11 protein-coding genes and 2 tRNA genes are annotated in these 12,763 nt (G+C 71.4%); 1 reads left to right on the forward strand and 12 read right to left on the reverse strand.

Annotation, left to right across the window (positions count from 1 at the left end; all coding sequences use genetic code 11):
• Positions 1–9: 9 nt before the first annotated feature.
• Positions 10–996: a GNAT family N-acetyltransferase gene (locus tag J3P38_RS03005; RefSeq protein ID WP_210502641.1), complete on the reverse strand. Its 987-nt coding sequence runs from the start codon at positions 994–996 to the stop codon at positions 10–12.
• Positions 997–1,074: 78 nt separating this feature from the next.
• Here J3P38_RS03005 and valS point away from each other — a divergent pair, with 78 nt between their 5' ends.
• Positions 1,075–3,693 carry a valine--tRNA ligase gene (valS, locus tag J3P38_RS03010; protein ID WP_210502642.1) on the forward strand — a complete coding sequence of 873 codons (2,619 nt, stop codon included), beginning with the start codon at positions 1,075–1,077 and terminating at the stop codon, positions 3,691–3,693.
• Positions 3,694–3,899: 206 nt separating this feature from the next.
• Here valS and J3P38_RS03015 read toward each other — a convergent pair whose 3' ends face one another.
• The 11 genes from J3P38_RS03015 to J3P38_RS03065 all read right to left on the reverse strand — a co-directional run bounded on the left by J3P38_RS03015 (position 3,900) and on the right by J3P38_RS03065 (position 12,758).
• Positions 3,900–4,640, reverse strand: a complete 741-nt coding sequence (locus tag J3P38_RS03015; protein ID WP_210502643.1) for a hypothetical protein — start codon at positions 4,638–4,640, stop codon at positions 3,900–3,902.
• A 152-nt stretch (positions 4,641–4,792) separates the two neighbouring features.
• The gene (clpX, locus tag J3P38_RS03020) at positions 4,793–6,073 is read right to left on the reverse strand and encodes an ATP-dependent Clp protease ATP-binding subunit ClpX (RefSeq protein ID WP_210438381.1); all 1,281 of its coding nucleotides are present in this window, start codon (positions 6,071–6,073) and stop codon (positions 4,793–4,795) included.
• Between the two features lie 171 nt (positions 6,074–6,244).
• Complete coding sequence (locus tag J3P38_RS03025) at positions 6,245–6,853, reverse strand: ATP-dependent Clp protease proteolytic subunit (RefSeq protein ID WP_210438382.1); 609 nt, start codon at positions 6,851–6,853, stop codon at positions 6,245–6,247.
• Positions 6,854–6,858: 5 nt separating this feature from the next.
• A complete protein-coding gene (locus tag J3P38_RS03030) occupies positions 6,859–7,500 on the reverse strand; it encodes an ATP-dependent Clp protease proteolytic subunit (protein WP_374222504.1) in 642 nt (213 codons plus the stop codon).
• A 165-nt stretch (positions 7,501–7,665) separates the two neighbouring features.
• The gene (gene tig / locus J3P38_RS03035) at positions 7,666–9,072 is read right to left on the reverse strand and encodes a trigger factor (protein ID WP_210438383.1); all 1,407 of its coding nucleotides are present in this window, start codon (positions 9,070–9,072) and stop codon (positions 7,666–7,668) included.
• Positions 9,073–9,284: 212 nt separating this feature from the next.
• Positions 9,285–9,357, reverse strand: a tRNA-Pro gene (locus J3P38_RS03040).
• 44 nt (positions 9,358–9,401) lie between these two features.
• A tRNA-Gly gene (locus J3P38_RS03045) sits at positions 9,402–9,475 on the reverse strand.
• Between the two features lie 94 nt (positions 9,476–9,569).
• Complete coding sequence (locus J3P38_RS03050) at positions 9,570–10,625, reverse strand: PP2C family protein-serine/threonine phosphatase (protein ID WP_210438384.1); 1,056 nt, start codon at positions 10,623–10,625, stop codon at positions 9,570–9,572.
• A 133-nt stretch (positions 10,626–10,758) separates the two neighbouring features.
• Positions 10,759–11,268 carry a ribose-5-phosphate isomerase gene (locus tag J3P38_RS03055; RefSeq protein ID WP_210502644.1) on the reverse strand — a complete coding sequence of 170 codons (510 nt, stop codon included), beginning with the start codon at positions 11,266–11,268 and terminating at the stop codon, positions 10,759–10,761.
• Between the two features lie 33 nt (positions 11,269–11,301).
• Positions 11,302–12,183 (reverse strand): alpha/beta hydrolase, encoded by an 882-nt coding sequence (locus tag J3P38_RS03060; protein ID WP_307807681.1) that lies wholly within the window; start codon positions 12,181–12,183, stop codon positions 11,302–11,304.
• Positions 12,180–12,758: an LURP-one-related/scramblase family protein gene (locus J3P38_RS03065; RefSeq protein ID WP_246855614.1), complete on the reverse strand. Its 579-nt coding sequence runs from the start codon at positions 12,756–12,758 to the stop codon at positions 12,180–12,182. The genes J3P38_RS03060 and J3P38_RS03065 overlap by 4 nt, the downstream gene beginning before the upstream one ends.
• Between the last annotated feature and the right edge of the window lie 5 nt (positions 12,759–12,763).

A 12,763-nucleotide genomic window follows, 5' to 3' on the forward strand; every position in this document is an offset into this window, starting at 1 on the left:
GTCACGAGTCTAGGGACACCGGCCACCAGGTGACGATCCGCCGCCACGTCCGCCGCCCACCGAGGGCTGGGGGCGGTCGCGGACGAGGACGACGTGCTCGGCCATGTCCACGGTGGGCTCGTAGCCCAGGCCCGCGTAGATCTTGTTCGAGGTCGGGTTCGCGCGGTCGGTGAACAGGCACATGCGGTGCCCCGCCTCGAGGCCGCGCCGGGTCAGCTCGCCGACGACGTACGACGCGATGCCGCGGCCGCGGTGCTCGCGCGGGGTGAAGACCGGGCCGATGCGGGCGACGCCGTAGGACGGGAGCCCGCAGCCGGTGAGGTGCGCGAGCGTGCCGTCGGGCAGCTCCCAGAGCCACTCCACGCCCTCGCGGATGCGGACCAGCACCGACTCGAGCGTGTTGTGCTCGCCCGACGCCGGGTCGGGCCGGCGGCCGGCCTGCTCGTCGGCCTCGGCGTGGAAGTCCCGGAACGACGCCAGCACCAGCTCGGCGTCGTCCTCGGTGGCCCGCCGCAGCCGCCCCTCCGGAGCGGCCGGGACCGCGACGGACCTCGCCTCCCAGAGCCGGGTCTCCTTGTCGGCGACCACCTCCCCGCCGACGAGCTCGGCGCTCGCGCGGGCCAGCGCCGCGGCCCCCGGCAGCGCGCCGTTGGCCCCGCCGAGGAGCTCGCCGCGCTCGTGCAGCGCGGCGGCGAGCGCGCGGGCGGCCTCGTCGCTCATCGGCAGGGAGAACGTCGGGTGCGGCCTGAAGGGCGCGGTGCGCATCGCGGCGCTCACGACCCGCCCCTCGGGGTCGCGGACCGCTGCCCACCAGCGCTGGAAGGGGGCGTCGACCTCGGCCCAGGAGTCGTACCCGTCGGCCAGCTCGCGCGCCGTCCGCTGGCTGACGCTGGCGATGACGCTCCCGAGCACCGGGTCGGCGGCCAGCAGGTCGCCTGCCGCGTCGAGGAAGGGCTGCGGGGCGTCGAAGAACTCCAGTGTGGGCGCACGTTCCATGCCCCCCACGCTAGGGCTGCCGCCGCACCGCCGGTTACTCGTTTTCGCAGGCCGGAGGCCCGTCAATAGACTCCAGACATGACTGAGAACCCCAGCACCCAGGCCCCGGAGACGACGAGCACCGACCAGCGTGCCGTCGTCGTACCGGAGCGTCCGGCGCTGGAGGGCCTGGAGGACAAGTGGTCGCGGGTGTGGGCCGACAACGACACCTACGCCTTCGACCGCACGCAGCCGCGGGAGAACGTCTACTCCATCGACACTCCCCCGCCCACCGTCAGCGGCTCGCTGCACGTCGGCCACGTCTACTCCTACAGCCACACCGACCTTATTGCGCGCTACCAGCGCATGCAGGGCAAGGCCGTCTTCTACCCCATCGGCTGGGACGACAACGGCCTGCCCACCGAGCGCCGGGTGCAGAACTACTTCGGCGTCCGCTGCGACCCCGCCCTGCCCTACGACCCCGACTTCACCCCGCCGGAGAAGCCCGACCCGAAGAAGCAGGTGCCCGTCAGCCGGCCGAACTTCATCGAGCTGTGCGAGCAGCTGGTCGTGGAGGACGAGAAGGCCTTCGAGGCGCTGTGGCGCAAGCTCGGCCTGTCGGTCCAGTGGGACCCGACCTACACCACCATCGGTGACCACTCCCGCACGGTCAGCCAGCGCGCCTTCCTGCGCAACTACGCCCGCGGCGAGGCGTACCTCTCCGAGGCGCCGACGCTGTGGGACGTCACGTTCCAGACCGCGGTCGCCCAGGCCGAGCTCGAGCCGCGCGACTACCCCGGCGCCTACCACCGCGTCGCGTTCCACCAGCCCGACGGCACGCCCATCCACATCGAGACCACGCGGCCGGAGCTGATCCCGAGCGTCGTCGCGTTGATCGCGCACCCCGACGACGAGCGCTACCAGGGCGTCTTCGGCACGACGGTGACCTCGCCCGTCTTCGGGGTGGAGGTCCCCGTGCTCGCGCACCCGGCCGCCGAGCCCGACAAGGGCGCCGGCATCGCGATGTGCTGCACCTTCGGCGACCTCACCGACGTGATGTGGTGGCGCGAGCTCGACCTGCCGATCCGCACGGTCGTGGGCCGCGACGGCCGGCTCAGCCGCGAGACGCCCGACTGGCTGTCCGCCGAGCCCGCCGCGACGGCGTACGCCGAGCTGGCCGGCAAGACCACCTTCAGCGCCCGCGAGGCGATGGTCGCGCTGCTCCGCGAGTCCGGCGACCTCGACGGCGAGCCGAAGCCGACGCAGCGCATGGCGAACTTCTACGAGAAGGGCGACAAGCCGCTCGAGATCGTGGCCACGCGCCAGTGGTACGTCAAGAACGGTGGCAGGGACGCGGCGCTGCGCAAGGAGATGCTGGTCCGCGGCGAGGAGATCACCTGGATCCCGGCGCACATGAAGCACCGCTACGACAACTGGGTCGGCGGGCTCAACGGCGACTGGCTGATCTCGCGCCAGCGGTTCTTCGGCGTCCCCTTCCCCGTCTGGTACCCGCTCGACGCCGACGGGGAGCCCGACCACGACCACCCGCTGCTGCCCACCGAGGACCAGCTGCCGATCGACCCGTCCACGCAGGCGCCGCAGGGCTACTCCGAGGACCAGCGCGGCAAGCCGGGCGGCTTCATCGGCGACCCCGACGTGATGGACACCTGGGCCACCTCGTCGCTGACGCCGCAGATCGCGGGCATGTGGGAGGTCGACGACGACCTCTTCTCGCGCGTCTTCCCCTACGACCTCGCCACCCAGGCGCACGACATCATCCGCACCTGGCTCTTCTCACGGGTGGTCCGCGCTGACTTTGAGCACCAGGTCGTGCCGTGGTCGCACGCGATGATCTCCGGCTTCATCGTCGACCCGGACCGCAAGAAGATGTCGAAGTCGAAGGGCAACGTCGTCGTCCCGACCGACATCCTCGACAAGTACGGCGCCGACGCGGTCCGCTGGCGCGCCGCCATCGGCCGTCCCGGTCTCGACTCGCCGTTCGACGAGTCGCAGATGAAGGTCGGTCGACGGCTGGCGATGAAGGTGCTCAACGCCTCGAAGTTCGTCCTCGGCAACGTCGGCGCCACCGAGCTCAGCCCCGCGGCCGTCAGCGCCCCGGTCGACTGCGCCCTGCTCGGTCGCCTCGAGGTCGTGGTCCGCAGGGCGACCGAGGCCTTCGACGCCTACGACTACACCACCGCCCTCGAGGTCACCGAGAAGTTCTTCTGGGAGTTCTGCGACGACTACCTCGAGCTGGTGAAGGAGCGGGCCTACGACGCCGAGGGCGGCGCCGGCACGGCCTCGGCTCGCGCCACCCTGGCCATCGCGCTGCACGTCCAGCTGCGGCTGCTCGCGCCCTTCCTGCCGTACGCCACCGAGGAGGTCTGGTCGTGGTGGCAGGCGGGGTCGATCCACCACGCCGCGTGGCCCACCGCGGCCGACCTCGGCGCCGCTGCGGCCGCCCAGCCGCTGGTGCTCGACGCCGTCGCGAGCGCCCTCACCGGCATCCGCGGCGCCAAGTCGCAGGCGAAGGCCAAGATGCGGGCCCCGCTGTCGCGCGTGGTGATCACCGGGCCGGCGCACCTGGTCGAGGCGGCGCAGCAGGCCGGCGACGACCTCCGGGCCGTGGGCACCATCGTCGGCGACCTGCAGTTCGTCACCGACGAGGCCGCGACCGAGCTGCGGGTCGAGGCGGAGCTGGCACCGACCGAGGACTGACGTCCCAGCCCCGGTCTCGCGGGGCGGCACCTCGGCGTGTCGGACAGGACGACGTCGGGCGCCCGCCCTTGGCCGTACGCTCCCCGCGCCGGCGGCCGCGGAGCTCGTCCTGTCCGACACGCGGGCCCACGCGTGCGGTGAGCCTGGCAGCCGCGAGGGCTCACGTACCTGCATCACCCACCGCCGTCACGCGCGGCCGGCGGCATTCAGGCCTTGCGGCCGGCCTTCGCGCCGCCCCGGCCCGCCTTCGCGGCCTCGCGCTCGGCCTTCCGGGCCGCCTTGGCAGCCTCACGGTCGGCCTTCCGGGCCGCCTTCGCAGCCTCACGGTCGGCCTTGCGGGCCGCCTTCGCAGCCTCACGGTCGGCCTTCCGGGCCGCCTTCGCGGCCTCACGCTCGGCCTTCCGGGCCGCCTTCGCGGCCTCACGGTCGGCCTTCCGGGCCGCCTTCGCGGCCTCGCGGTCGGCCTTCCGGGCCGCCTTCGCGGCCTCGCGGTCGGCCTTCCGGGCCGCCTTCGCGGCCTCACGGTCGGCCTTCTGGGCCGCCTTCGCAGCCTCGCGGTCGGCCTTCTCGGCCGCCTTCGCAGCCTCGCGGTCAGCCTGCGCAGCCTCACGCTCGGGGTCCAGCGCCGTCTCGAGCACCGCCTTGGAGCCCTCCTGCTGCTCAGCCTCGACAGTCCGGACCGTCCGACCCGCACGAGCCGGGGCGGCGGCCCCCTGCACGGGCTCCGTGGAGCGCGCGACCGCGGTGCCGAGCGGCTGCGTGCTGAGCTCCGCCGGGATCGTCGCGGGGGGCGCCTCGACGGGCGCGATGGCGGGTCGTTCCGCCGGCAGCTCCTGCGCCGGCGCGGCGATCGGCTTGCCCGGGCGGATGATGTCGAGGCCGAACCCACGACTGACCGAGATGGTCATCAGGACGGCACACAGCACCGCCACCAATGCAAACGCCACGAGCGGTCGCTTCGCGTCGACACCCACCGGATCCCCTTCCCACATGCTGACGAGACGTCAGTGTGGCTGGGCCATGACGCCTGACCACAGCAGATAGTCCGGAATGGCCCGAAATGACTAGGGACGCATGGTCATTCCGGGTGGCGTCCGGGTCAGGCGGACTTCTTTTTCCGGCCCTCGGACTCGCGCGGGATCAGCGTCGGGGCGACGTCGTCCTCGACGACCTCGCGGGTCACGACCACCTTCGCGACGTCGCCGCGCGAGGGCACGTCGTACATCACGTAGAGCAGGACCTCCTCGATGATGGCGCGCAGGCCGCGGGCACCCGTGCCGCGCTCGAGGGCCGCCTCGGCGATGGAGTCGATGGCGTCGTCGGTGAACTCGAGCTCGACGCCGTCGAGCTCGAAGAGCTTCTGGTACTGCTTGACGAGCGCGTTGCGGGGCTCGGTGAGGATCTGGACCAGCGCCTCGCGGTCGAGCTTGCTCACGCTCGCGATCAGCGGCAGGCGGCCGATGAACTCGGGGATCAGGCCGAACTTCGTGAGGTCCTCGGGGCGGACCTGGGCGAGCAGGTCGTCGGCCTCGCGCTCGGCCGCGCCGCGGACCTCTGCGGTGAAGCCGAGGGACTTCTTGCCGACGCGCTGCTCGATGATCTGCTCGAGCCCGGCGAAGGCGCCGCCCACGATGAACAGGATGTTCGTGGTGTCGATCTGGATGAATTCCTGGTGCGGGTGCTTGCGGCCACCCTGCGGCGGCACCGACGCGGTGGTGCCCTCCAGCATCTTGAGCAGGGCCTGCTGGACCCCCTCGCCGGAGACGTCCCGGGTGATCGAGGGGTTCTCCGCCTTGCGGGCCACCTTGTCGATCTCGTCGATGTAGATGATGCCCGTCTCGGCCTTCTTGACGTCGTAGTCAGCGGCTTGGATGAGCTTCAGCAGGATGTTCTCGACGTCCTCGCCGACGTAGCCGGCCTCGGTGAGCGCCGTCGCGTCGGCGATGGCGAAGGGGACGTTGAGCATGCGCGCCAGCGTCTGGGCGAGGTAGGTCTTGCCGCAGCCGGTCGGGCCGATCACCAGGATGTTGGACTTCGCGACCTCGACGACGTCGTCCTTGGCCTTGCCGGTCACCGGCTGGAGGCCCGCCTGCACGCGCTTGTAGTGGTTGTAGACCGCGACGGCCAGCGACTTCTTCGCGTGCTCCTGGCCGATGACGTAGGAGTTGAGGAACTCGAAGATCTCCCGCGGCTTGGGCAGCTCCTCGAGGCTGACCTCGCTGCCCTCGGCGAGCTCCTCCTCGATGATCTCGTTGCAGAGCTCGATGCACTCGTCGCAGATGTAGACGTTGGGGCCCGCGATGAGCTTCTTCACCTGCTTCTGGCTCTTGCCGCAGAAGTTGCACTTGAGCAGGTCGCCGCCGTCACCGATTCGTGCCACGAGTCGTGTCCTCCAGTCTCGCCGGGAAAGGGTCCCGACACTCAACACCTTGCGCTGTGCTGTCTTGCAGTGAGCCGTACGACGGTACCCCGTGCCGGCCCCCGGAAGGGACCGGACACGGGATGTCGCCGACCATCATTTCGAGCCTCGTGCGTCGCGGGTGCGTCGCACTCAGGCGAGGACCGGGGCGCCCTTGCGGGACTCGATGACCGCGTCGATCAGGCCGTACTCGACGGCCTGCTCGGCGGTCAGGATCTTGTCGCGCTCGATGTCGGCGCTGACCTGGTCGATCGACTTGCCGCTGGAGTCGGCGATCATGCGCTCGAGGAGCTCGCGCATGCGCAGGATCTCGTTGGCCTGGATCTCGATGTCGGACGTCTGCCCGAACGTGCCCTCGGTGTAGGGCTGGTGGATCAGGATGCGGCTGTTGGGCAGCGCCATCCGCTTGCCCTTGGCGCCGGCGCCGAGCAGGATCGCGGCGGCCGAGGCAGCCTGGCCCAGGCACACGGTCTGCACGTCGGGCTTGATGAACCGCATCGTGTCGTAGATCGCGGTCAGCGCGGTGAACGAGCCGCCGGGGCTGTTGATGTAGATGCTGATGTCGGTGTCGGGGTTCATCGTCTCCAGGCACATCAGCTGGGCGATGACCGCGTTGGCGACGTCGTCGCTGATCGGGGTGCCGAGGTAGATGATGCGCTCCTCGAACAGCTTGGCGTAAGGGTCGATGCGGCGGAACCCGTAGGAGGTCCGCTCCTCCCACTGCGGGATGTAGTAGTTCATGTCTCTCAGTCCTTGGTCCGGGCCGGGCGGCCCTCGTCGGCGGCTTCGCGGGCGCTGGTGATGACCTGGTCGACGAGGCCGTACTCGACGGCCTGGTCGGCGGTGAACCACCGGTCACGGTCGGCGTCGGCGACGACCTGCTCGACGCTCTGGCCGGTGTGCTCGGCGATCAGGTCGAGGAGCACCTTCTTGATGTGGATCGACTGCTGGGCCTGGATCTTGATGTCGGAGGCCGAGCCGCCCATCCCCGAGGAGGGCTGGTGCATCATGATGCGCGCGTGGGGCAGCGCGTAGCGCTTGCCCTTGGTGCCGGCGCAGAGCAGGAACTGCCCCATGGAGGCCGCGAGGCCCATGCCCACGGTCGCCACGTCGTTGGGGATGTAGTTCATCGTGTCGTAGATCGCCATGCCAGCGTCGACGGAGCCGCCGGGGCTGTTGATGTGGAGGAAGATGTCGGCCTCCGGGTCCTCCGCGGAGAGCAGGAGGAGCTGCGCGCAGATCGCGTTGGCGTTCTGGTCGCGGACCTCGGAGCCGAGGAAGACGATGCGCTCGCGGAGCAGGCGCTGGTAGATGTGGTCGTCGAGGCCGTACATCCCACCGGCGCCGTTCATCTCGGGCGAGAGGGCTGGGCTGGAGTTGTGGTTCACGCTGGCGACACTAGCCGGAAGGTCGGACACTTCCACGCGGTTGGCCGCCCTGTTCGCCCACAGCAGACTCACCGGTGACGGGCCGGCCGACGCCCCGACCGGCATCGTCCGGACAGCACGGACGGCGCCCACCCGCCGGGTGGACGCCGTCCGGAGTGGAGCGTGTCAGGCCTGCTGCGAGTCCTCGTCGCCGGCCTCGGCAGCCGCGTCGGCGCCGTCGGCGGCGGTCTCCTCGACCGGCTCGCCGATGCTGCCGTCGGGACGCAGGTTCTTCAGCTCGACCACGTTGCCGGAGGCGTCCTTGACGGTCGCCGCCTCCACGATCGTCGCCAGCGCCTTGCCGCGGAGGATCTCCTGCACGAGCTCGGGGATGTGGTTGTGCTCGAACATGTGGTTCGCGAACTCCTGCGGGTCCTGCCCGGACTGCTGGGCGCGGCGCACGAGGTGCTCGGAGAGCTCGGCCTGGTCGATGCCGAACTCCTCCTTCTTCGCGATCTTGTCGAGGATGAACTGGGCGGCGACCGCGTCGCGGACCCGGCGCTCGAGGTCAGCCTCGAACTCCTCCTGGGTCTGCCCCTCGTCCTCGAGGTACTTCTCCATGGTGATGCCGGCGAAGCCGAGCTGCTGCTCGACGTTCTGGCGGCGGGCGTTGAGCTCGTCGGTCACCATCACCTCGGGCAGCGGGATCGAGACCTTCTCCAGCAGGGCCTCGAGCACGGCGTCGCGGGCGGCGGCGGCCTGCTCGAGCCGCTTGCCCCGGCCGAGGCGCTCGCGCACGTCGGCGGTGAGCTCCTCGGCGGTGTCGAACTCCGAGGCCAGCTGGGCGAACTCGTCGTCGTACTCGGGCAGCTGCTGCTCCTGCACCGCCGTCACCTTGACGGTGACCTGGACGGGCTCGCCCACCAGGTCCCCGCCGACGAGCTCGGAGTCGAAGGTCTTCTCCTCGTCGGCCGACATGCCGACCAGGGCCTCGTCGAGGCCGTCGATCATGCCGCCGCGGCCGACCTTGTAGGACATGCCGGTGACCTCGCCGCCCTCGACGGTCTCGCCGTCGCGGGCAGCGACCAGGTCGATCGTGACGAAGTCGCCGTCGGCGGCCGCGCGCTCGACGGGCACGAGGGTGCCGAAGCGCTCGCGCAGCGCCTCGACCTGCTCCTCGACGTCGGCGTCGGTGATCTCGACGTCCTCCACGGTGGCCTCGAGGCCCTCGTAGTCGGGCAGCTCGAAGTCGGGCTTGACGTCGACCTCGGCGGTGAACTCGAGGCCCTCGTTGTCCTCGAACTTCGTCACCTCGATCTCCGGCTGGGCCAGCGGCTCGAGGTCGTGCTCCTGGAGGGCGGCCATGTACTGCTGCGGGACGACGGCGTTGATCGCCTCGTCGAGGACCGGACCGCGGCCGACCTGGCGGTCGATGACCGCCGGCGGCACCTTGCCCCGGCGGAAGCCCGGGACGTTGATCTGCTTCGCGATCTTCTGGTACGCCGCGTCGAGGCTCGGCTTGAGCTCCTCGAAGGGCACCTCGACGGTCAGCTTGGCCCGGGTCGGGCTCAAGGTCTCGACGGCGCTCTTCACAAATGTCTCCTGATGCTGAAGGTCAGTTGGGTGGAACGGGTGGTGGTCCGGGTGGTGGTCCCGGACGGGGTACGTCGCGCGGGCACGCCGGAACGCGGCAGCCGCAAACCCGTTGAGTCTAACGACGGCGTGGGCACGGGCCGAATCACGCCCGGGACGCACCGGGCCGCGGGGGCCGGGAGGCGGGAGGCGGCCGGACGGTGGCCGAGCGGTCGGGGCGACAGGACTCGAACCTGCGATCTCCTGCTCCCAAAGCAGGCGCGCTAGCCACTACGCTACGCCCCGCCAGACGGCCTCCACGCGCCCCGGAGGAGGCGTGAGGACCCGTCTGGAGCGGATGACGGGAATCGAACCCGCGTAGCCAGTTTGGAAGACTGGGGCTCTACCATTGAGCTACATCCGCGCGCGTCCCGCGACCTGGTGGCCGCCGGTGCGGGTGTCATGGTGCCACACCGGCGCGGGTGCGCCCCAACCGGCTCACGAGGACCGGCGGCTCCTCAGCGGCGGTGCACCAGCAGCAGGGCGCGGTCGTCGTTGCGCGAGCCGAGCGCCTCGACGAGCCGGGTCGCCCCGCCCTCGAACCTGCCGCGCAGCAGGTGCTCGGCCTGGCCCAGCATGCGGTCGATGCCCAGGCTGATGTCGCGGGTGCGTGTCTCCACCATCCCGTCGGTGTAGAGCAGCAGCGCGTCACCGCGCCGCATCTCCCCCGAGGTGGGCGGGAAGTCGGCGTCCTCGAGCAGGCCGAGGATGGGCCCCTCGGCGCCCAGCACCTCCCACCGCCCCGACCCCGCGTGTCGCAGCGCGGCCGGGGGGTGCCCGGCGCTGCGGATGTCGAAGCGGCCGGTCGCGAGGTCGAGCGAGAGGTGGATCGCGGTGGCGAAGCCCTCGTCCCAGTCCTGCCGCAGCAGGAAGCGGTTGGCGCCGGCCAGGAACTCCGACGGCGGCAGGGCGCTGAGCAGGCCCCCGATCGCGCCGCAGAGCAGCAGGGCGCGGGTACCGGCTCCCTGTCCCTTGCCGGACACGTCGACGACGGCCACCTCGAGCCGGCCGTCGACACGCGACGCGACCACGAAGTCGCCGGCGAAGGGCGTGCCGCCGGCGGAGCGCAGCTCGCTCGCGGCGTACCAGTCGTCGGGCAGGTCGGGGATGCCGCCCTGACGCAGGATCCGGTCGCGCAGGTCGACGAACATCGTCTCGCCCTGAAGGCCCGCCACGCCGAGACGGGACCGGCGCAGCGACGCGAGCAGGATCATCAGGCCCAGGGAGAAGATGACCGTCACGGCGACCGCGACCCGCACGTCGATGTCCTGTTTCGGGGTGACGACGGCGAGCACGAACAGCACGAAGACGACGAACCACGGCAGCTGGCGCGGTCCCAGCACGAGGCTCGCGACCACCAGGGGGACGACCAGCACGACCAGCGGCACGACGTGGGGCTGGAACCAGATGCCCAGACCGGCGGCGAGCGTCACGGCCACGAGCGGCACCAGGACTCCCGAGCCGCGCGGCACGACCCGGTCGACGAGCTGCGTCAACCACTGCGGAGAACTCATGGCCGAGCTCCTCGCGACGTGCCGGGTTCCTTGGTGGACGATCGTACGGCTCGCGGACGTGCCGGGGGCCGCCTTCGGGGCGTCTGTGGACCGGTGTGTCGCACCGGCGTGCGGACCGGCGCCAGGACCGGCGTCAGGACTCGGCGGAGCCGCGCAGGGCGGACTCGGGCAGGGGCGGGAGCTCACCGGTCTCGTCGTAGGTGGACACCTGCGCGATGCGTCGGACGTGGCGCTCGTCGCCGGAGAACGGCGTGGTCAGGAACACCTCGACGAAGCGGGTCATGTCCTCGAGCGAGTGCATGCGCCCGCCGACGGAGACGACGTTGGCGTCGTTGTGCTCCCGGGCCAGCGCGGCGGTCTCCTCCGACCACGCCAGGGCGCAGCGGATGCCCTCGACCTTGTTGGCCGAGATCTGCTCGCCGTTGCCGGAGCCGCCGATCACGACGCCGAGGCTGTCGAGGCCGGCCTCGCGGTCCGCGGCCACCCCCTCGGCCGCCCGCAGGCAGAAGCACGGGTAGTCGTCGAGGGCGTCGTAGACGAACGGGCCGTGGTCGACGGCCTCGTAGCCGTGGTCGACGAGCCAGGCCATCAGGTGGTCCTTCAGCTCGAGGCCTGCGTGGTCGGAGCCCAGGTGAACGCGCATGGTGAGGAGTCTCCCAGAGGCCGGGGCCGGACCTCAGGACAGGTGCTGGTCCAGCCAGCCCGCGACCTGCCGGACGAGCGGCTCGGACGCCGTGGACGCCGCGTGCCGCCAGAACCCGTGGGTCTGGCCCAGGCAGCGGATCCCGACGGTCTCGACACCGGCCTCCGCGACGCGCCGGGCGAGCTCCTCGCCCTCGTCGCGCAGCGGATCGGCCTCCGCGGTCGCGACGAAGGTCGGCGGCAGCGTGTGCAGCCGGTCGGAGAGCAGGGGCGCGAGGTCCGGGTCGTCGAGGTCGGCCTCGCTGCGGGCGTACTGCCGCCAGTACCAGCCGGCCTCGGCCGGGTCGAACCCCGACGCGGGGCCGAGCTCCCACGACGCGGAGGCGCCGCGGGGGTCGAGGAAGGGGTAGACCAGCGCCACCGCGGAGAAGAAGCCGGGGTTGCGCAGGGCCGCCACGACGGCGAGGTTCGCCCCCGCGGAGTCCCCGTGGGCGGCGTACGGCCCGGGCGGCCCCTCGCGCCGCAGCCAGCCGACGACCGTGTCGAGGTCGTCGGGCGCGGCGGGGAACGGGTGCTCCGGGGGGCGGCGGTAGTCCACGCTCAGGACCGGCCGCCGGAGCCGGTTGGCGAAGCGCCGGCAGATGCCGTCGTGGACGTCGACGTCGTTGAGCACGAATCCCCCTCCGTGGGCGTGCACGACGAGGCCGGGCACCGCACCGGCCGGGACGTAGAGGCGGCAGCGGACGCCGTCGGCGTCGACGTCCTCGACCGATGCGACGTCCTCGCGCAGCTCGGCGAGGCTGGCGAGCCGGGTCCGCTCGCGGTGCGCAGCGAGGTCGAAGCCGGGCGCGGAGAGGTCCGGGCTGTCGTCGGCCGCGACCGCCGCGCGGACCTCCGGGTACATCAGCGCGCTCACCGCGACATGAGCGCGTCGACGGCGACGGCGACCGCGGCGGCGACGCGGAAGTCGATGCGTCGGTCCGGGACGGTGACGCGGTAGCGGTCGCCGATCGACATCTTCCGCTCCACGGAGAAGAGCGGCTGGCCCTCGCCGTCGACGAAGTCGAAGTGCACGGGGATGAAGTCGAGCTCGGTGAAGCGGCGCAGCAGCCCGACCAGCTGGCTCCGCTCGCGGCCGGTGCCGGTGTAGCCGGGACCCTCGATGTGGAAGGTCGAGCGCAGCAACGAGGCGCCGAAGTCCTTGCGGAAGAAGCCGATCTGCGCGCCGGACTCGTCGGTGACGTCGTACCCCGCGTTGAGGTCGAACGCCTGCCGCGCCTTGAAGCCGAAGACGGGGCGCGTCCTGCTCGCGTCGGAGAAGAAGGTGACCTGCTCCTTGAGGGCCATCCGCTTCTGCTCGGCCACGGCCATCAGCCGGGTGGGGTTGCCGGCGTCGTCGGACTCCGACACCTCGTAGCGGTTCACCATCATGGTGAGCTTCTGCTTCACCACGAAGTGCGGCAGGTACATCTCGGCGGTCGGCTCGGGCATGGGCA

The sequence above is a fragment of the Nocardioides xinjiangensis genome, assembly GCF_017916455.1.
In the GTDB taxonomy this organism is placed as follows: domain Bacteria; phylum Actinomycetota; class Actinomycetes; order Propionibacteriales; family Nocardioidaceae; genus Nocardioides; species Nocardioides xinjiangensis.